Origin of the sequence: Burkholderia sp. MSMB1498 (assembly GCF_001526245.1) — a bacterium.
GTDB lineage: Bacteria > Pseudomonadota > Gammaproteobacteria > Burkholderiales > Burkholderiaceae > Burkholderia > Burkholderia savannae.
The window spans coordinates 162,353-185,326 of sequence record NZ_LOYJ01000067.1 but is presented as its reverse complement, the minus strand read 5'-3'; the positions used below and the strand labels follow the sequence as shown (position 1 = coordinate 185,326).

Sequence of the window (22,974 nt, the reverse complement as noted above, 5' to 3'; positions counted from 1 at the left end):
GCGCCCATGATCGAACATGTCGAAACAAGCGGGTTCGCCCGAAATCCGCAACGCGCGTTAAGCCGAAGCAAACGTCGGTGATCGGCACGCGGCGCAAACATCCGCGCAAATGCGGATTTCGCGGATTTCGCGGATGTCGCGGATGTCGCGGAAAGCACGCATAGCGCAGAAAGACATCGCATCCGGCTTCGCACGACGCCCGCGCAAACGAAGCCCGTCCGCGGCATGCGTGACGCGGCCCGGCCCGTCGAGGGCGGCGCGCGCGCCGCGAACGCGTTGCGCGCGCGGCATCGCCGGCGGCGCCGCACCGGCCGTCGCGCCAGACTTCCCGCAAGGAGAAACGGCCGATGGACGCCACACGACCAGCGCCCCGGCCCCATCGGCCTCGCTCGCTGCGCAGGCCCGCCCCATGCACGACGATCGGCCGGCGCGACGCGGCGAGCGCCGCCGCCCGCCGCGCGACTTCACCGATCGATCGTCTGCGACGGCGCCTCGTCGAACATCCGCCGATAGCCGTTCACGAGCGTCGACCGATGCCGGATGCCCCAGCGGCTTGCGATCTCGAGCACGCTCGCGGCGCGCGGCGCGTCGGACAGCAGCTCGCCGCGAATCCGCTCCATCCGCTGCCGCCTGATCAGCTCGCTCGGCGACAGCCCGAGATACGTCTTGAACGCCGCCTGCAATGCGCGCTCGGTCACGTCGATGTGCGCGGCGATCTCCCGCACCGACAGGTCGCGCTGGTCGAGCCGCTCCATCAGATAGCGATACGCGCGCCGGTACTTGCCGGGCAGCCGCGCGCTGACGTCGTCGCTCGGTGCGGCCGCGTGCGTGCCGCAGCGTGCGATCGCGAGCGCCGGGGCGAGCGCCGCGCCGTCGGAGCGCACGTGCCGAACGGACGCGAGCGCATAGCGCGCGTACAGCGACGACGATTCGCGAATCCGCCCCTGCTGCTCGCGCACCTTCGCCGCGCAGTACAGATAATCGAGCGTCCAGCGCACGTGCGACCCGCAGCGCCCGGCCGCGTCGCGATACGGCGCGATCATCGCGTCGGCGACGTTCGGCGCGTGGCCGGCGAGCGCGGCGAGCGCGACTTCGAGGCGCACGCTGCGCTGATAGTCGGCGAGGCCCGCCTTCGCGCACCAGCTCACGTGCGCGTCGATGCGCGCGAGCGCCGCGTGGTCGCCGGCCGCGAGCGCGCGCGCCTGCCGCATGTAGTCGACGCGCCTCCGCAGCAGCGGCGGCGCGGCGTCGGCTGCCGCCGACGCGCCCGCCTGCGCGAACGCGGACGGCGGCAGATCGGCGAGCGTCGAGCGCCAGTAGACGTGATCGCCGAGCGCGTCGGCGCGGCCGATCTGGTATTGCAGCAACAAATCCGCGCGCAGCGCGCCCGCGAGCTGAAGCCAGCGCGGATCGGCGTCGCGGGCGGCCGCGTCGAGCACGTCGAGCGTCGCCATCGCGTCCTCGGCGCGGCCGAGATGATGCATGACGACGCACGTGCCGACGAGGCTCTCGAGCTTCTGCTCGACGCTCGCCGCGCGATCGTCCGCGATCCGCTGGAAGCCCGCCTGCGCGATGCCGAAGCGGTTCTGGAAAAACGCCTGCCAGCTCGCGTTGCGGCAGGTCATCACGCGCGTCTGGTCGCGCGATTCGCGCAGCAGCTTCTGCGCGCGGCGGAACGTGTCCTCGGCTTCCTCGAAGCGGCCAAGCACGAGCTGGATGTCCGCATACGCGTGGACGTCGCGCACGTCGACGGCGAGGCCGCCCGGCTCGGCGTCGCAGCGCGCGGCGACGAACGCGGCCGCTTCGGCGAAGCGGCCGTCGAGCACGCGCGCCGCATACGCGCCGTTGGACGAAGGATTGGCGAGCGCGGCGGCGGCGGCGAAATGGAGTGTGGAAAACATGGCGGGTCCTCCCGGCAGGCGGTTTCGAATACGAAGATGTCAGGCTCGATCCGCGCGCCGCGCCGCCGCTCGTCGCGGGGCGCAGCGCGTGGATGCGTGCCGCTATCGTCTCGTCCGGGCCGAATCCGCGCAGCAGTTTGTGACGTTCCGTTACGATTGCCCGGATTGCCGGATTGCCGGATTGCCCGGATTGCCGGGGTCGCCCGGGTCGCCCGGGTCGCCCGGGTCGCCCGGATCGCCCGGATCGCCGGGATCGCCGGGGTCGTCGGAATTGCCGGAATAGCTGCGATTACCGCGCTTGCCGCCCGGCGCCGCGCCCCGCTACACCCGCAGCCAGAAATATTCGCCGGACGCGATCCCGCCGAACATCTCGTCGCCCGACTCGATGATGTTCTGCCGCCAGTAGCGGCCGTGCTCCGCGTAGTGCGCGAACAGATCGGCGAGCGTCTCGCCCGTCACGTCCGGCGTGAGCGGCAGCCGCATCAGCAGCACGATGCCGCCCGTGTCCGCGTCGATTCCGAGCTGCGCCTGGTCCTGCGCATAGATCAGCAGGTTCGCCTCGAGCAGCAGCCGGTACACCGCGAGCGTGCGCCCCGCGCTGACGATCCCGTAATGAAAGTTCACGTACATCGATTCCGGATCGTCTTCGAAATATTCGAGCCGCACGTCGAAACCCTCGACTTCGATCGAGCGCGTTTCGAGCACATGGTCGACATCCGGCAAATCGACGATCGCGCAAACCTCGGCGATGATTCCCTCGTAGTGTTCCTGGCTCATGGCTGCTCCATTCCGGCATCCGGCACGCCGCAAAAAAACAGCCGGCGCACGCAGCGCCGGCTGTCCAACACGCGTCGTGCGGCGGCGAACTTACTGAATCTTCTCCGCGCCTTTTTGAATCAGGCCCACGGCGGCCTTCTTCACCTCCATCTCCGATTGCGCGATCGTCATCTTCATTTGGTTCTCGGCCATCTTGTTCATCGCCGCAATGCCCGCATCGGTGCTGTTGCCTGCACTAAACAGGGCTCCGCCCGCTTGCAACGCCGTATTAATGATGCTCATGGTCAACACTCCATAGATAGTGCGTGCGTACACGCATCGACAGAAATCCGGCGCAGCCGATCCTTATTGCACATCGCTCGGCCCGCCGCTTTTTTGCCGCGCAGCGTGAGGCGGCGCCGGACGCGGCTCGCGCCGCATCGCTTGCCGCCGCACGCCGCGCGGCGAAACCGTGGCCGCTACGCGGCCGCCGCGTTCGCCTCGTGCAGCGTCGCGACGATCCGCTGCGCCGCGAGCAAGCCGCGATAAATCTTCTGCATCGCATCGCGATCGAACTCGCTCGCGGCTTGCGCGGTGGCCGCGCTCACGCGCTCGGCCGTCTCGCCGAGCGCCCGGCGCAGCGCGCCGATGCGCGCGGCCGCGTCGGGCGCGGCGAGCGCCTGCTCGAGCGGTCCGCAATCGTCCGCTGCCCGTTCCAATGCTTCGTACATGCCGCTTCTCCCGTTGGTTGAGGCCTGTCAGTTGAGGTTCGGCGCGCCGTCGGCCGGCGCGCCCGCAAACACGTGCTTCACGCCGTCCGGCGTCTCGATGTAGCGCACGTCGCCGATCTCGAGCATCCCCGAGTACGCGACGGGCACGGGCGCGTCGCCCGACTGCCGCGCGTCGATTTCGATCGCGCGCACGTTCGGCCCGACGTCCGCGCGCACCCGGTCGACCGCCGCGCGCAGTTGCGCGACGTTCGGCACGACGCCCGACACGAGAAAGCGCCCCTGCCCCGCGTAGGCGACCGTCGCGCCCGGCACGCCGAGCGATTCGCCGATGCTCTGCGCATCGTCCTGCGCGACGTCGTACCGGCGCTCGACGCGATGCACGGCGAGCCGGTCGAGCAGCTTGCGTGCGGCAAGGTCGTCGGCGGGCGTCGCGACCATCCCGCTGACGGCGACCATCGCGCCGCGCGGCGCCGCGTGCAGCTCCGTGTAGCCCGCGCGCCCGAGCTCACCGCCGATGCGCGTCGCGAGCGCATCCGCCGTCTCGACCGCGGGCGGCGCGCCCGGATGCGCGCTCGCGAGCATCGCGCCCATCGCGAGAAGGCCGGCGACGAGCGCGCCGCCCGCCGCCGCGCACGCCGCGAGCTTGCGCTGCGCGCCGCGCCTTGCCGCGTCGGCGCCGGGCGGCGGCGCCCACAATGTCGCGAGCAGGTCGAGATCGCTCGGCCACTCGCCGTCCGCGGGCCCAACGCAGAGCGCCGTCTCGCCGAACGGCACCGGCACGAAGTCGAGCATCAGGAGCGGCGAGCCGTCGGCGTCGAACGGATCGGCGGCCGTCTCCGGCGGCGCGCTCGCCGCCCGCCGCGCGCGCGTTGCGCCGCGCGCGTCGATCGACAGCAACAGATCGCCGTCGCGCCAGTCGGTGATGCGAATCTCCGCGTCCTCGCCCGCGCCGATCCGGTGCTCGCCGGCGTCGAGCGCGATTTCCGCGCCGGCGTGCAAACCGGTCAAGATCCGCAGCAGCTTCATCGGTTGCTCCTTGTCCTTGCATCGTGCGTTTCATTGGCATCGATCGAATCGATCGCGATCCGTGCGTCGCTTCGATCGCGCCGCGTCGTTCGTCGATGTAGCCAGAATAGTTCGATGCGGTGCCGCGGTTCGTGCGTCGCGCGAATTCGCCGCCGCGTTTGCGAAGCGCCGCCCGCGCCGCGACGCTCACGATCGCGGCCGCGGCGCGCCACGCTGTGCGGCCCGCTGTGTCGCCCGCTGTGCAACCCGCTCAATCGCGGATACGCCGCCGCGCAGCGTCTGCACACTCGCGATCGCGCGAGCGAGCTGCGCATTCGTCGACGGCCGCTCCGCGTTGAACACCATCAGCGGCAGCAGCAGGTAGTGCGTGCTCGCGCGGTCGCCGCGCTCGGCCGCCGCATCGCGCGGCGCGGCGCGCACGCTTCGCGTCGCGTCGAGCAGCAACTGCTTCACCCCGCTCCAGCCGATCGGCGTCCACGGCCCGGTGCGCAGGCGGGCGGCGAGCAGGTCCGCGCTGTGACTCAGCAGCGCCGCCGTGATGCGCGCGCCCGGCTCCGCGTCGACACGCCGGCCGAGCTGAAGCAACGTATCGGCCCACAGATGCCGCAGCGCCTGCTCGCGCTCGGCGGCACCTGCCGGCGTGCGCGCGAGGTCGGCGAGCGCACGCTGCGCGGGCGCGAGCGCCGGCCGCGTGCGCGCCGCGCGCACGCGCGGCAGCGCAAGGACGCTCGCCGATTCGCCGTCGCGCTCCTCCTGCTCGCGCTGCTGCCCTCCGCCGCCCCGGCCGCCCGACTGCCGGTCGCGCTCGTCATGCGGCGCGACGTGCGCATGCGGCACCGACGATTCGTCGCCGCCGTCGAACGCTTCAGACCGGCTATCGGCGCGGCGACGCCCGCGCGAACCCGCCGCCGCCGCCCGCGCGCGCGGCTTCAGCTTCGCGAGCATCTGGCTGCGCGCGGCGATCACGCTCGCCTGATAGCCGTTCGAATACGTAAAGCGCGTGCCGTACTTGCCGTAGGTCGTCGCGACGCGCGCGCGCGCCGGCCGGCGCCGCCTCGGATCGGGCTTCGCCGCGTGGAGTGCTTGCGCGATCGCGCGCGTGATGCGGCTCATGACGGCACCGCCGCGGACAAGAGCTGCTGCGCGAAATGCAGGATCTCGGCGGCCGCCCACGGCCCGGCGATCGCAACCGTCACCGTCACCGCGACGAGCTTCACGCCGTACGAGATGCTCTGCTCCTGCAGCGACGTGATCGCCTGCAGGAACGAGATCGCGAGGCCGGATGCGGCCGCGACGAGCACGACGGGCAGCGAGATGTAGAGACACAGCATCATGCCTTGCGACGTGAGCCGGATCAGGTCGTCGATTTCCATCGGGCGAATCTCCTCGGAATCGGTAAGCGGTAAGCGGTAAGCGGTAAGCGTGAATCAGGAATAGGTCAGCACGAGGCCGTGCACGAGCGTCGACCAGCCGTCCATCACGACGAACAGCATCAGCTTGAACGGGATCGCGACGTTGGTCGGCTGCACCTGGTTCATCCCCATCGACATCAGCACGTTCGCGATCACGAGATCGACGATGATGAACGCGATGTACAGGATGAAGCCGATGCGAAACGCGTCGGTCATCTGCGCGAGCGTGAACGCGGGCGCGAGCACGATCAGATCGTCTGCGCGCAGTTGCGCGGCCGCGGCCTTCGGCCAGACCACCGACGCGGAGCGCAGGAAGAAGCGCTTCTCGCGCTCGCGCGAGTGCGCGGCGAGGAACTGGCGGAACGGCTCCTTCGCCGCGCCGAACGCCTGCAGCATCGCCTGCGTCGGCTGCGGCGACAGCGCCTGCCCCTGCAGCTGCTGCTGCGCGGCGAATCCGATCGGCGCCATGATGTACAGCGACACGAGGATCGCGATGCCGTTGAGCACCATGTTCGGCGGAACCTGCTGCACGCCGAGCGCGTTGCGCAACAGCCCGAGCACGACGACGACTTTCGCGTACGACGTGACCACCATCGCGATGAACGGCACCATGCTCATCACGAGCACGGCGATCAGGAGGCCGGTGATGTCGTTAAACTGAACCATCGTCGCCCGCCATCCGGTCGATCCGCACGCCGAGATGCGCGCCCACCGCGACGAGCCTGCCGCCGCCGATCGCCTGGCCGTACGCGACGAGCCGCACCGGCACGTCGCGCGCGGCGAGCGGCAGCTCGAGCACGTAGCCCGGGCGCAGCGCGGCCAGCTCGGCGATCGACAGCGACAGCGTGTCGATCTCGACGTGCACGGGCAGAGCGACGTCGCCGAGGGCGGCCGCCTCGGGCGCGGCGGGCGGCGCGTCTTCGCCCGGCGATGCGGGTGGCGAAGTGGGTGGCGCAGCGGTCAGCGAAGCGGTTGGTGAAGCGGCTGCTGAAGTGGCCGGAGAAACCGCCGGTAAAGCGGCTTGTGAATCGGCCGGAAAATCTGCCGGCGAATCCGCCGCCAAGTCGCCCGCGACGATCGGCTCGTCGAGATCGTCGGCGGTGTCGGGCGTTTCGGTCATCGTCATCGTGGTTCCCTCGATCAGAACGGTTGCGTGCCATTGCGTCGCGCCGCGCGCACCCCACCACGCGTGCAGCGGGCCCGAGCGCGCGCCGCCGAGCGCGGACGGCACCATGTCCAGCAGCACGTCGCCCGGCCGCAGGCTACGCAGCACCGCGAGCGGCAGCGCGCGCGAGCCGAGCCGCACACGGCCGGGCAGACGCACGCGCGCGAGCGCGCCCGTCGCCGCGCCGCGCGGCCGCTCGCGTGGCAGCCGCGCCGCGAGCGCGTCGAGCCACGGCGTCTGCGCATCGAGCAGCGCGCAGCGCATCGGCATGCCGTCGAGCGCGAACGTCAACACGCAGCGCGTCGCGTCGAGCGCCGCCGCAGGCGCGGCGCGCAGCCCGCCGATCGTCACGCCGGCGAGCCCCGCCGCCGCGAACGCGGCGACGAGCGGCGCGAGCAGCGTCGACGCGAGCGCGGTGCGCAGCGACAGGCTCGCGTCGTCGCCGCGCGCATCCAGCGCAGGCGCCGCGACGACGTCGAGCGCCGGAAACGCCGCGAGGTCGATCGCGACGCGCGCGCTCGCGCCGTTCAATCGCAGATCGAGCACGCCGGGGCGCTCGAAGCGCGGCCGCTCGTGCGTCGCCGCGCGCCAGTCGGACAACGTCGGAAAGCGCGCGAGCCACGCGGCGAGCCGCGCGTCGGCGATCAGGCGCGCGAGCGCCGCGTCGAACGCGCTGCACGCGGGCAGCGGCAGCGCGGCGTCGATGCCGGGCGGCGCGGCGGTGTCGGGTTCCAGTTCGATCGGCTCGGTATCCATCGTCGCGGATAGTCGGGTTTGCTTACGGGTTTGCTTACGGGTTCGCTTGCGGGTTCGCCTGCGGGTTCGCTTGCGGGTTTGCTTACGGGTTTGCTTACGGGTTTGCTTACGGGTTTGCTTACGGGTTTGCTTACGGGTTTGCTTACGGGTTTACTTGCGGGTCCGGCTACGCGCTTGCTCAGCCCACGTCGATCTCGATCGTGCGCGGCGCGCCGCAATGCGCGAGCAGCGTGTCGAGTCGCGCGTGCAGGGTCGCGCCATGCGTGCAGAGTAAGTGCCGCGTCGCCGCGTCCGGCGTCTCGAACCGAAGCCGCAAGTCGAAACGCGAAAGAACGAGATGCAGCACCGTGTCCGGCAGCAGCGCGGGCGCGAGCGGCAGGCTGATCGCCCACTGGCTTCCCGCGTCGTCGCCGCACAGCGCGGCGATCTCGGCCGCGAGCGCCTCGGCGACGCGCACCATCCGCTCGCGCTGCGCGAACACCTGATTGACGAACGCGCCGGAGCCCGCGCACGCGCGCGCCATCGCCTCGCGCCCGGCCGCATCCGGCAGCGCGGCCGGATCGCGCTCGATCGGCGGCGGCGCGCCGTCGCGCCATGGCGGCGATGCGTCGCGCCGCCGTTCGTCGCCGGCCGACGCGCGCTCGCCGGCCGGCGCGACGCGCGCGCGCCGCAGCAATTGCGCATAGTCGAAACCCCGCCGCGCCGTGTGCGCCGGGAACGCGCCGTCCGGCCCGGAGGCCGGCTCGCCCGCGATGATCCGCACCGGCCTCAGATCGGCGGCGCTCATGCGTGCGCCGCCGTCGGCATCGTCACGCGGCCGACCGGCTGCAATTCGACCTGGTCGCCGAGCTCCTGATACGAATAGACGGGCAACCAGCCGAGCCGCGCCTCGATCATCCGCCGCGTGTAGCGGCGCACGTCCATCGACGTGACGAGCGCGACGTCGTCGCGCGGCGTCTCGCCGACGAACGACGCGACGCTGTCGACGAGATAGCGCACCTGCTCGGGCGGCAGCGCGAGGAAGTTGCCCGCGGGCGTCTGCTTGATCGACTGCCGGATGTGCTGCTCGACCGGCAAGTCGAGCAGCACGGCCGGCAGCCGTCGCGCGCCGCGCGCCGCGCGATACGCGAGATAGCGCGACAGGTCGCCGCGCACGTATTCGGCGAGCATCAGCATGTCCTTCTCCTTCGGCCCCCACGCGACGAGGCTCTCCATGATGTCGCGCGCGTTGCGGATCGGGATGTGCTCTTCGAGCAGGCGGCGCAGCACATCCGCGATCCGCTGCGTCGGCAGCGCCTTCTGCACTTCGGCGACGAGCCCCGGATAATCGGCGCCGAGCTGATCGAGAATCCATTGGGTTTCCTGAATGCCGAGGAACAGATGCGCGTTGCGCCGGAGCAGCGCGATCGTCTCGTGCGCGATCACCTGCTCGGCGCGCCATGCGCGCGCGCCGGCCGGCACCGCCTTGTCGTCGATCCAGTAGCTCTCGGCGAGGCCGCCCGCGGGCCCGCGCTTCGTGCAGCGGCCGGCGAGCGCCGCATCCGACGCCGCGTCGGGCAGCATCGTCTGGTCGGCCGGCAGTTCGAGCCGCGCCTGCGGCACGTCGCGCATCAGGATCTCGCACGTCGCCTCGGGCAGCGCGCCGCTCGTCCACAGCGTGATGCCGGGAAACGGCAGCCCCTGCTCCTCCTGCAGCTTCGCGCGCTCCTCGTCGAACGCGCGATCGAGCGCGGCGGGCGCGAGCCGCGCGACGAGATCCGGCGCGACGCGCACGCCGATCGCGCACGTGAAGAGCGGCGCGCGCGGCAGGATCGACGGCGTGCCGCTCTTCGCGCCCGCGCGCTGCAGCGCGATCACCGGCTCGCCGCGCGCGGCCGTGCGGCGCGCGCCCTTCTGCAGCCGGTAGCCGGCGAACGCGAGCGTGGCCGACAGCAGCGCGAACAGCGCGGCCGGAAAGCCCGGCACGGCAGCGAAGCCGATCAGCAGCACCGCCGCGAAATACAGCGCGCGATGGCTGCCGCCGAGCTGCCGCGCGATCTCCGAGCCGAGCGACGCACCTTCGCCCTCGTCGTGATCGTCGGCGACGCGCGTGATCATCACGCCCGCCGCGACCGAGATCAGCAGCGACGGAATCTGCGACACCATCGCGTCGCCGACCGACAGGATCGAGAAGCGGTTCGCCGCTTCCCCCGCCGTCATCCCGTGATACATCACGCCGATCGCGATGCCCGCGACGATGTTCACGAGCGTGATGATGAGCCCCGCGATCGCGTCGCCCTTGACGAACTTCATCGCGCCGTCCATCCCGCCGTGCAACTGGCTCTCCTTCGCGAGCGTCGCGCGCTTGCGGCGCGCCTCGTCGGGCGTCAGGATGTTCGCGCGCAGGTCCGCGTCGATGCTCATCTGCTTGCCGGGCATCGCGTCGAGCGTGAAGCGCGCGCCGACTTCGGCGACGCGCTCCGAGCCCTTCGCGATCACGATGAACTGTACCGTCGTGATGATCAGGAACACGACGAGGCCGACGACGAGATTGCCGCCGACGACGAGCTCGCCGAAGCTCTCGATGATGTCGCCCGCGTTCGCGTGCAGCAGGATCGACTTCGTCGACGCGATGTTCAGCGATAGCCGGTACAGCGTCGTGAACAGCAGGACCGACGGAAACACCGACAGCGACACGATGCTGCCGACGTACATCGTCACCATCAGCAGCGTGACGCTGATCGCAATGTTGACGCCGAGCAGCACGTCGATCACCTCGGGCGGCAGCGGCAGGATCATCAGCGACACGATCGCGACGACCAGCACCGTGATGCCGACCTCGCCGCCGGCGGGAAGCTTGAGGGTTTTCAGCGTCATGACGACCTCGCGGAGGGAACGACGGCGGCGGCGCGCGTGGGCGCGACCGATTCGACCCAGCGCAGGATCGCGGCCACCGTTTCGAACAGTTCTTCGGGAATCGCCGCGTCGCGCTCGATGCGGTACAGCGCGCGCGCGACCGGCGGATTGCCGACGATCGGCACGCCGAGCGCGTGCGCGTGACGGCGCAGCGCGAGCGCGCCGTCGTCGACGGCTTTCTCGATCACGCGCGGCAGCGGATGCTCGTCGGGCGCGTAGCGGATCGCGACCGCGTAGTGCGTCGGGTTGACGACGAGCACGCTCGCCTGCCCGACGTTCTGCCGCGCGGGTGCGCTCGTCGCGATCTCGCGCGCGAGGCGGCGGCGCTCGCCCTTCGTGTGCGGATCGCCTTCGCTTTCCTTGTGCTCGCGCTTCGCCTCTTCCTTCGTCATCCGGTTGTCGCGGATGAACATCACGCGCGCGATCTTGTAATCGGCCGCCGCGAACACCGTGACGACGAGCGCGACGACGCCGAACAGCTTCATCAGCACCGTCCACAGCACGCGCGACAGTTGCGGCGTCGCTTCGTACACGCTCGCGACGACGAGCGGAAACAGCGACGTCATCATCTTCCAGATCACGCACGCGAGCACCACCGCCTTGACGATCATCTTCACGAGCTCGAGCAGCGACTTCAGCGAGAAGATCCGCTTGATGCCCGCCATCGGATTGATCGCGTCGAACTTCGGCATCACGGGCTCGAGCGTGACCATGAAACCCGCCTGCGGCGCCTGCGACGCGACGCCCGCGACGATCGCCGCGGCGGCGAACGGCAGCATCGTCAGCGCGGCGCTCGCGGCGAGGTCGTGCAGCGCGGCGAGCGTCGCCTGCGGCGTGCGCTCGCCGTGCACGAAATCGAGCGCGGTGCGCATCGCGCGCACGAGGCCGCCCGTCAGCATCGATTCGCCCGCCGTCAGCACGCCGATCGCGGCCGCGAGCGTCACCGCGTCCGCGACGTCCTTGCTTTTCGCGACCTGCCCCTTCTCGCGGGCCTTCTTCAGCTTGCGCTCGGAAGGCTCTTCGGTTTTCTCTTCGGCCATCGCCGCCGTTCCTGTCGAGAGTCGGACACGGTGCGTACGTTAATGGCGCGGCGCGCCGCGCGCGCGCGCCGGCCCGAAGCCGCGCCGCCCGACGCGAAGCGCGCGCGGCGCTTCGCATCGCATGCGCGCGCTTCGCGTCGGCGGCCGAGCGGCCGCCCCGCGCTGCTACCTTGCGCCCCATACGCTTTTCCATCAACGACATGCGCCGCTCGCGCGGCGACACGGAGCGCACACCATGGACGAATCCCGGCCGACCTATCTGCGATGCAGCCAAGCGGCGCTGAACGAACTGATCGACGCCGCGAGCCTGGCGCTCGGCGGCGCGCTCGGCGGCCCGGCCGCCGATCCCTACGACATCGGCCTGCTGATCGACGCGCTGCGCGTGCTCGCGCCGCAATTGCCCGCCGCCGACATGTTCGACGGCATGCTGCACGTCGCGCTCGGCAATTTCGACGACGCCGTGCGCGTGTTCGCGGAAATCGCGAGCGGCGCGACGAACGCGATCTACGGCAAGGCGCTGCTCGCGTTCGCGCTGCAACTGAAGCGCGATCCGCAATGGCGGATCGCCGCCGACGAGGTGCTCGCGGCGGGCAGCCCCGCGCAGGCCGTCGCGCTCGTGCGCGCGCTCGAGCGGCAGCACGACGTGATGCTCGCGAAGGAGCGCGCGGAGCGCACGGGCGTCTGGGAGTTGCCCGAATCGGGCGCGGCCGCGCGCGGCGACGCGGCCGATGCGCCGAGCGCGAATCCCGCAAGCCCCGCGAATCCCGCGGGCGGCTTCGACGCGCAGGCCGCGTTCGCACATCGGCAATATCTGCGTCTTTGACGAGGAGGCCCGCATGACCGCTCCGCTTTCCCCGACCGACCTGACCCGCGCGCTCGACGCCGCGTTCTCCGACGCGGCGGCGCCCGGCGGCCCGGCGGCTGCGACGACCACGGCCGGCACGGCGGCGCACGACGTCCCGGCCGACGTCGCCGGCCGCTTCCAGGCGCTGATGTCGAACGCGACGCCCGCGCCGCCCGTCGCGCCTGCGCACGACGCGAGCGCAATCGCGAAGCTCGTCGAGACGTCGGACGCCGCGATCAGGCAGGTGCTCGACAACGCCGCCTATTTGAGCCGGCACGCGAGCGAGCTGCCGATGAGCCAGATGTTCGCGGCGTCGATCCAGGCGTCGGCCGAGGCCACCGCGATGCAGATCGATCTGCAGGCGAAGATGAGCGTCGTCACGTCGACGAAGGACGCGATCGGCTCACTGATGAAGAACCAGTAACCATGAAACGACTCCATCTCCCGATCGCCGCCGCGCGCGGCCGGCGCGCCGCCCGGCTCGCCGCGCTCGTCGCATGCGCGATGCTCGCCGCCGGCTGCCGGCAGGAGCTTTACGGCGGCCTCGCCGAGCGCGACTGCAACGAGATGATGGCCGCGCTGCTGCAAACCGGCGTCGACGCGCAGAAGAAGACGCCCGACGGCGGCAAGACCTGGACGCTCGCCGTCGACGACAAGCAGATCGTCAAAGCGATGGAAGTGCTGCGCGCGCGCGGGCTGCCCGCGGCGCGCTACGACGATCTCGGCGCGCTCTTCAAGAAGGACGGCCTCGTGTCGACGCCGACCGAGGAGCGCGTGCGCTTCATCTACGGCGTGTCGCAGGAGCTGTCGGACACGCTGTCGAAGATCGACGGCGTCGTCGTCGCGCGCGTGCACATCGTGCTGCCGAACAACGATCCGCTCGCGCAGGTCGCGAAGCCGTCGTCGGCGTCGGTGTTCATCAAGTACCGGCCGAACGCGAATCTCGCGACGCTCACGCCGCAGATCAAGAACCTCGTCGTCCATAGCGTCGAAGGGCTCACGTACGACGAAGTGAGCGTCACGTCGGTCGCGGCCGATCCGGTCGATCTCGTGCCGGCCGCGCAGCCGGGCGCGCGGGACTCCGGCGGCGCGACGCTCATCGGCGTGCTCGCCGCCGTCATCGTGTGCGCCGCGCTCGCGGCCGCGGGCGGCGCGCTGTGGTGGCGCGCGCGCAGGCACGGCGGCGCGGGGGCTGGCGCGGGCGGTCTCGCCGCGCGGCTGCGCGGCGGCAATGGCGGCGGCCGCGGCAATGGCAATGGCAATGGCGGTGGCGGTGGTGGCGGTGGTGGCGGTGGTGGCAATGGCGGTGGTGGCCGTGGCGGCAGCGGTGGCAGCGGCGCGAAAGCCGCCGCCGCGTCTCGGCAGGCCGGCGCGCGATGAGCGGCGGCACGCCGGTTGCAAGCGTCGCGAGCGTCGCGGCAAGGGCGGCATGGCTTGCCGGCTACGACGCGAACGCGCGACGCGCGGCGGACTGGATTCACGCGAGCTGGCACGGCGCGCTCGCGCCGCTCGTCGCCGCGACGCGCGAGCGCGCGCCCGCGCTGCGCGCCGCATGCTCGCTGCTGCTGCTGCGTGCAGTGGGAGCCTCGTCGCCGCCGCTCGACGGCTTCGATGCGCCCGCGGACCGGCTCGCCGCGCTGCCCGTGGCCGACGCGCTGCGGCTGTTGCGCCTGCGCGCGCTGCTGTCGCGGCGCACCGAGCTGCGTCACTGGATCGACCGCGCGAGCCGCGAGCGGCTCGCCGGCTGGGTCGGCGCCGACGGCTGCCGCGCGCTCGCCGCGCTCACGGCGCTGCCCGACGCGCCGCGCGCGCGCGGCCTCGATCGCCGCGCGCCGATCACGCCGCTTGCGCAACTGTCCGGCGACGACATCGCATGGGAAGGCTGGTGCCTGTTCGAGCGCGAACGGGTCTGGTCGCCCAAGGGGCCGGCGCGCATCGTGCGCCTCGCGTTGCCGCGCGAGCGCGCGCGCGCGCCGTGGATCGAACACGCGGCGGCGGACGCGGACGGCGCGACGCTGCTCGCGCGCCTGCCGTCGCTGTATCCGGAGTGGTCATGGCTTTTTGGCTGAAGAACCGACAGATTCCGCTCGCCGACGATTGCTGCATCGACGCGCCGCACGGCGTGCTGCGCCGCGACGCGTTCGAGACGGTTCAAGCGCTCGACGCCGCGCTCGACGCGCTCGCGGCGCAACGCGACGCCGTGCTGCGCGCGGCCCGCGACGAAGCCGAACGGATCGCCGCCCGCGCGCGCGCGCAGGCCGACGCGCTCGTCGAAGCGGCGCGGCGCGAGCACGACAGCGCTTATGCGCGCGGCTACGACGCGGGCCGCGCGCAGGCGATCGCCGACTGGCACGCGCAGGCGGCCGATTCGTTCGAGCAGGAGCGGCGCGTGCGCGACCGGATGCGCGAGCGGCTCGCGGAGCTCGTCGCCGCCGCCGTCCAGCAGATGGTGCGCGCGGAGGACGCGCGCGGCCTCTTCGCGCGCGCGGCGCAGACGGTCGAGCGCGTCGTCGCCGGCGCCAGCTATCTGACGGTGCGCGTGTGCGAAACCGATTACGACGCCGCGCGCGAGCAGTTCGGGTTCGTCGCCGACGCGTGGCGCCGGCAGGGCCGCAACGTGCCCGTCGACGTCGTCGTCGAGCCGCGCGTCGCGCCCGGCACCTGCGTATGCGAATCCGATTTCGGCACCGTCGACGCGAGCCTCGACACGCAACTGAACGCGATCCGCGCGGCGCTCGCCCGCGCGCTCGACGACGCGAGCCGCGCATGAACGCGCTGACCGATCTGTCCCGCGTCGCCGACGCGATGGCCGCGCGGCTCGCGATCGAGCCCGCCGTCGGCATGACGGGCAAGGTGCTCGAAGTGATCGGCACGCTCGTGCGCGTCGTCGGCCTCGAAGCGACGCTCGGCGAGCTGTGCGAGCTGCGCAGCGCCTCGGGCGCGCTGCTCCAGCATGCGGAAGTCGTCGGCTTCACGCGCAACGTCGCGCTGCTCTCGCCGTTCGGCGCGCTCGGCGAGATCAATCGCGGCACGCGCGTTGTCGGCCTGCGCCGGCCGCTGTCGGTGAGGGTGGGCGACGGCGTTCTCGGGCGCGTGATCGACAGCTTCGGCGAGCCGATCGACGGGCGCGGCCCGCTCGACTGCGACGCGCTGCGCCCCGTGCTCGCGCCGCCGCCGAACCCGATGTCGCGGCGCATGGTGGACGCGTCGCTCGCGACCGGCGTGCGCATCGTCGACGGCCTGATCACGCTCGGCGAAGGGCAGCGGATGGGCATCTTCGCGCCCGCCGGCGTCGGCAAGAGCACGCTGCTCGGCATGTTCGCGCGCGGCGCATCGTGCGACGTCAACGTGATCGCGCTGATCGGCGAGCGCGGCCGCGAAGTGCGCGAATTCGTCGAGCTGATCATGGGCGAGGACGGCATGGCGCGCTCGGTCGTCGTGTGCGCGACGTCCGACCGCTCGTCGATCGAGCGCGCGAAGGCCGCGTACGCGGCCACCGCGATCGCCGAGCATTTTCGCGACCAGGGCAAGCGCGTGCTGCTGATGATGGATTCGCTCACGCGCTTCGCGCGCGCGGGCCGCGAGATCGGCCTCGCGGCCGGCGAGCCGCCCGCGCGGCGCGGCTTCCCGCCTTCCGTGTTCGCCGAGCTGCCGCGCCTGCTCGAGCGCACCGGGATGGGCGAGCGCGGCTCGATCACCGCGCTCTACACGGTGCTCGCCGAGGACGATTCCGGCAGCGATCCGATCGCCGAGGAAGTGCGCGGCATTCTCGACGGCCACATCATCCTGTCGCGCGAGATCGCCGCGCGCAACCAGTATCCGGCGATCGACGTGCTCGGCAGCCTGTCGCGGATCATGCCGCAGGTCGCGACGCGCGAGCACGTCGGCGCGGCGGGCCGGCTGCGCCGGCTGCTCGCGAAGCACCGCGAGATCGAGACGCTCCTGCAGCTCGGCGAATACCAGGCGGGCAGCGATCCAGCGGCCGACGAAGCGGTCGCGAAGATCGACCGGGTCCGCGCGTTCCTCAACCAGCGCACCGACGAGCACTCGCCGACCGACGCGACGCTCGCCGCGCTGCACGCGCTCGTCCAATGACGTGCCGCAAGCAGCGCGCCTTCGAGACGCTGCTCGCGCGCCGCGAGCAGCGCGGCGCGAAGCTGCGCGCGGAGCAAGGCGCGCTGCGCGCCGAACGTGACGCGGCGGCGGCCGAGCTCGCGCGGTGCGAAGCGCACGCGCATGCGAAGCGCGATGCGGCGAACCGCTACGCGGCGCGCGTCGACGCGATGGCGGCCGGCCGCGCGCCGTTCGCGATCGGCGACTACGCGGCGTGCCGCCGCTATCGCGACGCGCTGCTCGACGAGCACGCGCTCGCGCACGCGCAATGCGCACGCCTGCGCGCGGCGCTGCAGGCGAAGGCCGACGCGCTCGCCGCGGCCGCGCGCCGGATCGCCCGCAACGATGCGCAGATCGACGTCGTGCGCGAGCGCATCCGACGGCTCGCACGCGCGGCCGAGGCGGCCGCCGAGGACGCGCAGGACGAGGAAATCGAGGAAGGCGCGCTCGCACGCCGGCTCGCGGCCGCGCGGGCATCGAACTAGGAGCCCGGACATCGGCATGACGACCTACGACATCTTTCCGTTGCAGCACCTCGGCGACGAATTCATCGGCTTCATCGTGCTGCTCGCGCTGTCGAGCGAGCGGCTGCTCGTGATCATGACGATCCTGCCCGCGACCGCCGACAACGTGATGAAAGGCCCGCTGCGCAGCGGCGCGGCGGCGCTCTGGTGCCTGTTCGTCGCGTGCGGCCAGCAGGCGCTGATTCCGCAGCTGCGCGGCGCGTTCCTCGTGTTCGCCTGCGCGAAGGAGGCCGTGATCGGGCTCGTGCTCGGCATCGCGGCGTCCACCGTGTTCTGGGCCGCCGAGGCGATCGGCACCTACGTCGACGACGTCGCCGGCTTCAACAACGTGCAGATGCAGAACCCGAGCTCGGGCACGCAGACCTCGCTGATGGCGACATTGTTCGGGCAGCTGACGATCGCTGCGTTCTGGATGCTGGGCGGCATGACGTTCCTGCTCGGCGCGCTGTACGAATCGTATGCGTGGTGGCCGCTCGGCTCGTTCGATCCGGTGCCCGCACCGCTGCTCGCGCTGTTCGCGCAGGCGCGGCTCGACATGCTGATGAACATGATCGCGCGGATCGCCGCGCCGATGATGGCGATGCTGCTGCTCGTCGACCTGGGCCTCGCGTTCGTCTCGCGATCCGCGCAGAAGCTCGATCCGATGTCGGTCGGCCAGCCGCTCAAGGGCGCGATCGCGGTGCTGATCGTCGCGGTGCTGGCGGGGAATTTCGTGACCGAGATGCGCGGGCAGATTTCGCTGGCGGGGCTTGCGCAGCAGGTGAGGCAGCTCGCCGGTCATTAGCGGGGAATCGGCAGCGCGATCGACAGCGGAGAAGAGACGAAATCAAAGGCGCCGCCATCCGGCCGGCCCGCCGTCCGCTGCCGGGCGCGACGCGACGTTGCGGAATTCGACGCGCACGCGGCCGAAAAAACGAAGGCCGACGCCGCGCGACGAACCGCCGGCGCGCCGCGCTGCGCTCATTCGCCGCCCGGGGCCGGCGGCGCATCGGCGCGCCGCGAATCGCCGGCGAACGTCAGCGCGCGCCCCGCTCGTCCGCCACGTGAGCGAGCCATTCGACAAAATCCCGCGCAACGCGCTCGCGCCGCTCGTCATCGTGCCAGACCCGTATCACCTGCCCGACGGTTCCGCCTTCGGCGGGATCGAGATCGAGACACAAATGATTGCCGCCGCCGTCGTGCGTGAACGGAATCCACTTGAGGTTGTACCAGTCGTCCTTGATGCCCGCGTCGGGCTCGGACGTCATGTCGTCGAAATCGCCGCCGGCCACGAGGCCTTTCCAGATCGACCATTGCGCGACGATCTCGCGCGCGCTCAGGAGCGCGTCGTTCTCGGCGAACACCGCGCCCGCATCGGCCTGGCCGTCGTGAATCCGCAGGCTTTCGACGAATGCGGGCGGCAGCGTCACGCCGAGCGCCGCATGCATCGCATCGATTTCGCCGGCCGGCGCCGGTCCGTTGAGTCCGCCCGGCAAACGGCTGCGATCGGCGGCGAACCAGTCGTCGAGCTGATTCCAGACGACGCGAAGATCGGCGCTCGCGGCGGCCGCATCCGAAGCGGCGGAAGCGGCGGAAGCGGTCGCGACGGCGGCGCAAGGCAACGGCTGCGCCGCCGGCGCGGCGGCCGGCAACGCGTCGAGCGGCGCCGCATCCGGCCCGGCGCGATCGAGCCGCAGAAACTGAACCGCGCTGCCGGCCGGCAACGGCGCCTGCCCAGCCGGAATCGCGACGAGCACGCTGGCCTGAGCGACGCCGCGGATCGGCCCGTCGCCTTGAGACGGCAGCAGCCGGACAATCGGTTCGCCGTTGGCGCCGCGGCGCAGATTGCCCCATTGCATGCCATTGAGCTCGGCATGGCGCTCGACGTCGTGCGCGATCGCGCCGGTTTCCCAATCCGGTCCCGGCCGCGCAACGTGCTCGAGCAAATCGAGCACGTGCGACACGACGGCGTGCGTCAGCATCGCCACCGCGCTCGTATGGCCGGGCAGGTTGATCAGCGTCGCCTGGTCGTAGAACGTCAGCGCCAGCGTCCCGTGCGGCGTGCCGTCGGACCGCGTCAGCGCAACCGTCTCCCTCTTCGGCGGCGAGCGATCGTCGCTGCGACCAAAATTGAAGCGCCCAGCCGGCGTTTGCTTGATCTCGACGGACGAGCGCTCCGTCGAGTACATCATCTGCGCATTCAGCCCGAGATCCTGAAACGGCGGCGCCGCCGGCAATCCCGCGCCGACGATCAGATCGTAGCGTTGCGAGAGCTCGACGAGCTTCCGCTTGAATGCGTATTCGTCGCGCTGCACATCGGGCGATGGCTGCGTCATGTCCGGCGGCGCGAGATATTCGACGCTCGGCGCGTCGTACCCCCACCGCCGCAGCATCGCGCGGATGTACGGCCCGCGCGTGTCCGGCCGTTGCCATGTTTCGCGCGCTTCGCCTGGCGGCACCTGATCGTAGCCGACGATCACGACGCCGATGCGCGGGCGCTTCGTCACCGCGATCTCGCGCACGCCCGCGGCGATCAGCGCGGCCTGCCGCTCGGCGGTGATCCGCCCGCCCTTCGGCAGCAGCACGTCCCCTTTCCGGTATTCGCTGCCCGGCGCGATCACGTGATGGCCGGGCGGCACCGGAGCCTGAAACCGCAGGTAAGACTTCTCGCCCCGATACGTCACCTGATGCCCGGACTTCGGCACGATCGCGTCGGCGTTTTCCGGCAACGGGAAATAGGCGGGTATGTCGACCGCCCGCCGCACGCCGATCGCGCGAGCCGCCGGGCTGCTCGTGCGCGACGCGAGCACGCGCCGGGTGAACTCGAAGTCGAGCTCGACCGGCTCGCGACGAGACGCGCGCGCCGTATCGGACGCGCGCAGCGCAAAGCCTTCGGATGCGGCGAGCGCAACGGACGGTACGTCTTCGACGGCGATCAGGTCGGCGGCGGCCACGCGCAGCAGCGCATCCTCGATCGCTACCGTCTCGCTTTGCATTGCCCCCGGGACTGCCCGTTGGCACCATTGATAAGCCTGATTGAGCCAGGCGGGAAAATTCGCGTGTTCGCTCATGGAATTCTTCAGGTGCGATGCCGCGGTTCGCGCAAGGAGACGGCGAACCACGGCATCGTCGGTGCTGTTTTTCTATGTGAGTCAGCGTTTCGACGCGGCCTGCGAACCCACGTCGACGTAAAACTCCTCGCTATCCAGCACACGCTGGTTCAAATAGAAGTTGCCGAGATACGCACCGGCGCGGCGATTGTCGCTCGCGTCGATACGCTTGACCGACACTTCGTTGTCCCGTGCGCCTTCCTGTGTCGCGGCGAACGGATATTCGTCGCAGTCGCAATCCGTCGGCGTTTCCTCCGGATCGCCCGTGAACGTGCATTGCCCCGTGACCGAACCGTACTTCACGACGCACTGCTGCTTCGAATTGCTGCGGTTGGCGCGACGCCAGTCCGCATCGCGCGTGCGCTTGAGCGGCTTCGACTCCCAAGTGTCCGGGAAGATTGTGCCATCTCCTCGCGACACGAACTTGCCCGGACTGCCCGCCGCCTGCGCCTCGCGAATATGGATCGCGGATTCGTCGACGTCGAGATTCTCGGCGGTGATGGTGCGCAGTACGGCGGGCGCGTCCGGATAGACGCAGCCTTGCGTGCCGCTCTTCGCGAGCCCGACGTCGCATCGAATATCGGGAATGTAGCCCGCTCCCGCATACGAGCTCACGCTCGCGCCGTTCTCGAACGAATCGCCCGATCTGGCGACGCGGTACTCGATGGTCGGACGGATCAACTGCGGATTGTCGCCGCCCATGTTCGGCGTGATCGCCACCGGCACTTCGCTGGACAAGCCGCCGATCGCGAGCGGCACCCCCGCGTTCGGCGCGACCGTGCATGCCGGGCCGCATTCGACGACCGGCTTGATCATCACGCCGCCCGGATTGCCGGAAATCGCGCGCGCGCGGAACCGGAACTTCAAGGTCCACGCGAGCTGGTTCGACGGATTGTCGGAATACGCATACGCGTCGATGGCGACGCGGCCGATCTCGCTGTTCTGATCGTCCTTGACCACGTATTCGAGCGGAGACGACTTCTGACAGTGAGCGCCGCGGCTCAGCAATGCGTCTTTCGTCCGTTCGGCGCTGACGGCCGTACAGATCGGCGAAACGTCCGTGGCGCTTTCGGCATGCGCCTGCATCGCCGCGACGCACAGAATCGCGCCGGCAAAAACCTGGCCCAACCGGGTTCGATGATTCACATCCCCTCCTGACCAACAAGTAATCGAAATGAAATTTTTGTTGCGCATCGAATTTAACGATTCATTCGATCGAAATAGAACTGTCAGGTTTGTCAGGAATGTAAATATTCCGGATTGCGTGAAGGCGCGGTATTTTTTCCCGGAAAGATCAGGAATATCGGCCGCCGCGTCTTATTGTTCAAATACGCGAAAACGCCGGCGAAGCTCGGCTCATGGGGCGCGCGCCGCCCGTCTTCGGGCTCGGTCCGGCACGTCGAACGAATGGCGACGATGCCGGCGCGGCATTTTCGAATCACGCGATGGCGATATTCGATTCGAATTGCTCGACGTGTTCATCGCGATTCGCATTCGTATCGGCGTCGAATTCGAGACCGATATCGAAGCCGATATCGATCTCGAATTCCGGTCGACGCCTCGCGATATCCCAGGGATGCCAAATCATGAGCAGGCCGACGCCGACAGCGGCAGGCGCGCCGGACGATTCATCGTATCGATCGCCGCGCCCGCGCTCGACGAGGCGGCTTCGCGGCGAAGCCGCCTTCGCCGCGTCACCGCGGATTCGTCTGCGCGAGCTCGAGCATTTCGTCGCCGCGCCCGCTCGGCACCGCACGCAGCATGGACAAGCTGAATCCCTTCGCATGCGCCCATTCGATCTTCGGCGGCATCGCATGCTCGCGCTTGTCCGTGACGACGTCGAGGAGCGCCGGCCCCGGATGCGCGAGCAGCTTGCCGGGCGCGTCGGGCGGCGCCCGCGATTCGGTCACGCGCAAGCGGTAAAGGCCCGCGCCCGTCGCGACCGCCGCGAAATCGGTCTCGTGCAGATCGGTGCCCGTATCCAGATAGCCGCCCGCCTTCATTTCCATCGCGACGAAGCCGAGCGAGCCGTTGATGTAGGCGATCACCTTGATCGGCAAATCGAGCCGGCGCGCGCTCGGCAGATCGCCGAGCAGCATCGGCAGTCCGCCGCAGCCGGACAGCGACACGACCTGCCGGCCCGGATGCGCGGCCTGCGCGCCGAGCGCCTGCGGCAGCGCGTTCGCCGTCGAGCCGTGATTGAACGAGCCGTGCAGCCGCCTGCGGCCGCTCATCGTCAGATAGCGCGCCGCCCACAGCGTCGGCGTGCCGACGTCGGCCGCGAAGATCGCATCGGCGGCGGCGAGCTCGTCGACGACGCGCGTCAGATATTGCGGATGGATCGGCCGTCCGGCGGGCGACGGCCGCGCCAGCTCGTCGAGCCCGTCGCGCGCCGACGCGTAATAGGAATCTGCGCGGCGATCGCGGGCACCGGCACGTGATTGCGATGACAGTCGAACAGGCCGTTGATCAGATGCAGATTGCCCGGCCCGCAACTGCCGGCGCACACCGCGAGCCGGCCGGTTTCCGCCGCCTCGGCGCCCGCGGCGAAGGCCGCCGTTTTCTCATGGCGCGTATGCATCCAGCGAATGCCGCCGATTCGGCGCAGGCTTGTCGGACAATCCGTTCAGGCTGTCGCCCGTCACGCCCCAGATCCTCGTGACGCCGGCGGCGGCCGGCGTCGGCGTCGGCGCGAGGTAATCGGCAATCGCGCTTGCCATGC

The 22,974-nt window shown here is 70.6% G+C and carries 22 protein-coding genes and 2 pseudogenes; 9 read left to right on the top strand and 15 right to left on the bottom strand.

The window, feature by feature from the left end; genetic code table 11:
• Nucleotides 1–464: 464 nt before the first annotated feature.
• The 12 genes from WS91_RS14640 to sctU form a co-directional block, all read right to left on the bottom strand.
• Nucleotides 465–1,901, bottom strand: coding sequence for a helix-turn-helix transcriptional regulator (locus WS91_RS14640; protein WP_059576104.1), 1,437 nt, complete (start codon nt 1,899–1,901; stop codon nt 465–467).
• A 321-nt stretch (nt 1,902–2,222) separates the two neighbouring features.
• Entirely contained in the window at nt 2,223–2,678 is a 456-nt protein-coding gene (locus WS91_RS14635; RefSeq protein ID WP_038743717.1) for a CesT family type III secretion system chaperone, read from the bottom strand.
• Nucleotides 2,679–2,768: 90 nt separating this feature from the next.
• Nucleotides 2,769–2,960: a hypothetical protein gene (locus tag WS91_RS14630; protein ID WP_038743714.1), complete on the bottom strand. Its 192-nt coding sequence runs from the start codon at nt 2,958–2,960 to the stop codon at nt 2,769–2,771.
• 176 nt (nt 2,961–3,136) lie between these two features.
• A complete protein-coding gene (locus tag WS91_RS14625; protein WP_059670480.1) occupies nt 3,137–3,388 on the bottom strand; it encodes a hypothetical protein in 252 nt (83 codons plus the stop codon).
• 27 nt (nt 3,389–3,415) lie between these two features.
• The gene (gene hrpD5 / locus WS91_RS14620; protein ID WP_059670479.1) at nt 3,416–4,414 is read right to left on the bottom strand and encodes an HrpD5 family protein; all 999 of its coding nucleotides are present in this window, start codon (nt 4,412–4,414) and stop codon (nt 3,416–3,418) included.
• Nucleotides 4,415–4,600: 186 nt separating this feature from the next.
• On the bottom strand, nt 4,601–5,527 hold the full coding sequence (locus WS91_RS14615) for a hypothetical protein (RefSeq protein ID WP_059670478.1): 927 nt from the start codon (nt 5,525–5,527) through the stop codon (nt 4,601–4,603).
• Nucleotides 5,524–5,787: a type III secretion system export apparatus subunit SctS gene (gene sctS / locus WS91_RS14610; protein ID WP_038743708.1), complete on the bottom strand. Its 264-nt coding sequence runs from the start codon at nt 5,785–5,787 to the stop codon at nt 5,524–5,526. Before sctS ends, WS91_RS14615 begins: the two co-directional genes overlap by 4 nt.
• A 54-nt stretch (nt 5,788–5,841) precedes the next feature.
• The gene (sctR, locus tag WS91_RS14605; RefSeq protein WP_038743706.1) at nt 5,842–6,492 is read right to left on the bottom strand and encodes a type III secretion system export apparatus subunit SctR; all 651 of its coding nucleotides are present in this window, start codon (nt 6,490–6,492) and stop codon (nt 5,842–5,844) included.
• Nucleotides 6,479–7,747 carry a type III secretion system cytoplasmic ring protein SctQ gene (sctQ, locus tag WS91_RS14600; RefSeq protein WP_059576113.1) on the bottom strand — a complete coding sequence of 423 codons (1,269 nt, stop codon included), beginning with the start codon at nt 7,745–7,747 and terminating at the stop codon, nt 6,479–6,481. The genes sctR and sctQ overlap by 14 nt, the downstream gene beginning before the upstream one ends.
• A 178-nt stretch (nt 7,748–7,925) precedes the next feature.
• Nucleotides 7,926–8,534, bottom strand: coding sequence for a type III secretion system protein SctP (gene sctP, locus WS91_RS14595; protein WP_059670477.1), 609 nt, complete (start codon nt 8,532–8,534; stop codon nt 7,926–7,928).
• Nucleotides 8,531–10,603 carry a type III secretion system export apparatus subunit SctV gene (gene sctV / locus WS91_RS14590; protein ID WP_038743699.1) on the bottom strand — a complete coding sequence of 691 codons (2,073 nt, stop codon included), beginning with the start codon at nt 10,601–10,603 and terminating at the stop codon, nt 8,531–8,533. Before sctV ends, sctP begins: the two co-directional genes overlap by 4 nt.
• The gene (gene sctU / locus WS91_RS14585) at nt 10,600–11,682 is read right to left on the bottom strand and encodes a type III secretion system export apparatus subunit SctU (RefSeq protein WP_059576118.1); all 1,083 of its coding nucleotides are present in this window, start codon (nt 11,680–11,682) and stop codon (nt 10,600–10,602) included. The genes sctV and sctU overlap by 4 nt, the downstream gene beginning before the upstream one ends.
• A 235-nt stretch (nt 11,683–11,917) precedes the next feature.
• Between sctU and WS91_RS14575 the strand changes: the two genes are divergently transcribed.
• From WS91_RS14575 to sctT, 8 genes and pseudogenes are all read left to right on the top strand, one after another.
• Nucleotides 11,918–12,505 carry an HrpB1 family type III secretion system apparatus protein gene (locus tag WS91_RS14575; RefSeq protein WP_059670476.1) on the top strand — a complete coding sequence of 196 codons (588 nt, stop codon included), beginning with the start codon at nt 11,918–11,920 and terminating at the stop codon, nt 12,503–12,505.
• A 13-nt stretch (nt 12,506–12,518) separates the two neighbouring features.
• Nucleotides 12,519–12,950 carry a type III secretion protein HrpB2 gene (locus tag WS91_RS14570; protein WP_038743692.1) on the top strand — a complete coding sequence of 144 codons (432 nt, stop codon included), beginning with the start codon at nt 12,519–12,521 and terminating at the stop codon, nt 12,948–12,950.
• A gap of 2 nt (nt 12,951–12,952) precedes the next feature.
• Nucleotides 12,953–13,756, top strand: a pseudogene (gene sctJ / locus WS91_RS14565) (type III secretion system inner membrane ring lipoprotein SctJ); the annotation flags it as partial.
• A 146-nt stretch (nt 13,757–13,902) separates the two neighbouring features.
• A complete protein-coding gene (locus tag WS91_RS14560; RefSeq protein ID WP_059670475.1) occupies nt 13,903–14,595 on the top strand; it encodes a type III secretion protein HrpB4 in 693 nt (230 codons plus the stop codon).
• The gene (sctL, locus tag WS91_RS14555) at nt 14,580–15,296 is read left to right on the top strand and encodes a type III secretion system stator protein SctL (RefSeq protein ID WP_059670474.1); all 717 of its coding nucleotides are present in this window, start codon (nt 14,580–14,582) and stop codon (nt 15,294–15,296) included. The genes WS91_RS14560 and sctL overlap by 16 nt, the downstream gene beginning before the upstream one ends.
• Nucleotides 15,293–16,621 (top strand): type III secretion system ATPase SctN, encoded by a 1,329-nt coding sequence (gene sctN / locus WS91_RS14550; protein WP_059670473.1) that lies wholly within the window; start codon nt 15,293–15,295, stop codon nt 16,619–16,621. Before sctL ends, sctN begins: the two co-directional genes overlap by 4 nt.
• Nucleotides 16,618–17,124, top strand: coding sequence for a type III secretion protein HrpB7 (locus tag WS91_RS14545; RefSeq protein ID WP_059670472.1), 507 nt, complete (start codon nt 16,618–16,620; stop codon nt 17,122–17,124). The genes sctN and WS91_RS14545 overlap by 4 nt, the downstream gene beginning before the upstream one ends.
• A gap of 16 nt (nt 17,125–17,140) precedes the next feature.
• Nucleotides 17,141–17,947, top strand: a complete 807-nt coding sequence (gene sctT / locus WS91_RS14540) for a type III secretion system export apparatus subunit SctT (RefSeq protein WP_038743681.1) — start codon at nt 17,141–17,143, stop codon at nt 17,945–17,947.
• A gap of 232 nt (nt 17,948–18,179) precedes the next feature.
• Here the strand turns inward: sctT and WS91_RS14535 are convergent, their stop codons facing one another.
• Together WS91_RS14535 and WS91_RS14530 are read right to left on the bottom strand one after the other, a co-directional pair.
• Complete coding sequence (locus WS91_RS14535) at nt 18,180–20,213, bottom strand: SMI1/KNR4 family protein (protein ID WP_059670471.1); 2,034 nt, start codon at nt 20,211–20,213, stop codon at nt 18,180–18,182.
• 81 nt (nt 20,214–20,294) lie between these two features.
• Nucleotides 20,295–21,398, bottom strand: a complete 1,104-nt coding sequence (locus WS91_RS14530) for a NucA/NucB deoxyribonuclease domain-containing protein (protein WP_226377281.1) — start codon at nt 21,396–21,398, stop codon at nt 20,295–20,297.
• A 28-nt stretch (nt 21,399–21,426) separates the two neighbouring features.
• On the opposite strand from WS91_RS14530, the gene WS91_RS35870 reads away from it, so the two are divergent.
• Nucleotides 21,427–22,026 (top strand): hypothetical protein, encoded by a 600-nt coding sequence (locus tag WS91_RS35870; RefSeq protein ID WP_156432368.1) that lies wholly within the window; start codon nt 21,427–21,429, stop codon nt 22,024–22,026.
• Here the strand turns inward: WS91_RS35870 and WS91_RS14520 are convergent.
• Nucleotides 21,947–22,972, bottom strand: a pseudogene (locus WS91_RS14520) (thiamine pyrophosphate-dependent enzyme). The gene WS91_RS35870 and the pseudogene WS91_RS14520 sit on opposite strands and share 80 nt — an antisense overlap.
• Between the last annotated feature and the right edge of the window lie 2 nt (nt 22,973–22,974).

Excerpts from the sequence above, each read along its gene's own strand:
- WS91_RS14640 (WP_059576104.1), bottom strand. The coding sequence starts at position 1,901 with ATGTTTTCCACACTCCATTTCGCCGCCGCCGCCGCGCTCGCCAATCCT.
- WS91_RS14635 (WP_038743717.1), bottom strand. The coding sequence starts at position 2,678 with ATGAGCCAGGAACACTACGAGGGAATCATCGCCGAGGTTTGCGCGATC.
- WS91_RS14630 (WP_038743714.1), bottom strand. The coding sequence starts at position 2,960 with ATGAGCATCATTAATACGGCGTTGCAAGCGGGCGGAGCCCTGTTTAGT.
- WS91_RS14625 (WP_059670480.1), bottom strand. The coding sequence starts at position 3,388 with ATGTACGAAGCATTGGAACGGGCAGCGGACGATTGCGGACCGCTCGAG.
- hrpD5 (WP_059670479.1), bottom strand. The coding sequence starts at position 4,414 with ATGAAGCTGCTGCGGATCTTGACCGGTTTGCACGCCGGCGCGGAAATC.
- WS91_RS14615 (WP_059670478.1), bottom strand. The coding sequence starts at position 5,527 with ATGAGCCGCATCACGCGCGCGATCGCGCAAGCACTCCACGCGGCGAAG.
- sctS (WP_038743708.1), bottom strand. The coding sequence starts at position 5,787 with ATGGAAATCGACGACCTGATCCGGCTCACGTCGCAAGGCATGATGCTG.
- sctR (WP_038743706.1), bottom strand. The coding sequence starts at position 6,492 with ATGGTTCAGTTTAACGACATCACCGGCCTCCTGATCGCCGTGCTCGTG.
- sctQ (WP_059576113.1), bottom strand. The coding sequence starts at position 7,747 with ATGGATACCGAGCCGATCGAACTGGAACCCGACACCGCCGCGCCGCCC.
- sctP (WP_059670477.1), bottom strand. The coding sequence starts at position 8,534 with ATGAGCGCCGCCGATCTGAGGCCGGTGCGGATCATCGCGGGCGAGCCG.
- sctV (WP_038743699.1), bottom strand. The coding sequence starts at position 10,603 with ATGACGCTGAAAACCCTCAAGCTTCCCGCCGGCGGCGAGGTCGGCATC.
- sctU (WP_059576118.1), bottom strand. The coding sequence starts at position 11,682 with ATGGCCGAAGAGAAAACCGAAGAGCCTTCCGAGCGCAAGCTGAAGAAG.
- WS91_RS14575 (WP_059670476.1), top strand. The coding sequence starts at position 11,918 with ATGGACGAATCCCGGCCGACCTATCTGCGATGCAGCCAAGCGGCGCTG.
- WS91_RS14570 (WP_038743692.1), top strand. The coding sequence starts at position 12,519 with ATGACCGCTCCGCTTTCCCCGACCGACCTGACCCGCGCGCTCGACGCC.
- WS91_RS14560 (WP_059670475.1), top strand. The coding sequence starts at position 13,903 with ATGAGCGGCGGCACGCCGGTTGCAAGCGTCGCGAGCGTCGCGGCAAGG.
- sctL (WP_059670474.1), top strand. The coding sequence starts at position 14,580 with ATGGCTTTTTGGCTGAAGAACCGACAGATTCCGCTCGCCGACGATTGC.
- sctN (WP_059670473.1), top strand. The coding sequence starts at position 15,293 with ATGAACGCGCTGACCGATCTGTCCCGCGTCGCCGACGCGATGGCCGCG.
- WS91_RS14545 (WP_059670472.1), top strand. The coding sequence starts at position 16,618 with ATGACGTGCCGCAAGCAGCGCGCCTTCGAGACGCTGCTCGCGCGCCGC.
- sctT (WP_038743681.1), top strand. The coding sequence starts at position 17,141 with ATGACGACCTACGACATCTTTCCGTTGCAGCACCTCGGCGACGAATTC.
- WS91_RS14535 (WP_059670471.1), bottom strand. The coding sequence starts at position 20,213 with ATGAGCGAACACGCGAATTTTCCCGCCTGGCTCAATCAGGCTTATCAA.
- WS91_RS35870 (WP_156432368.1), top strand. The coding sequence starts at position 21,427 with ATGAAATTTTTGTTGCGCATCGAATTTAACGATTCATTCGATCGAAAT.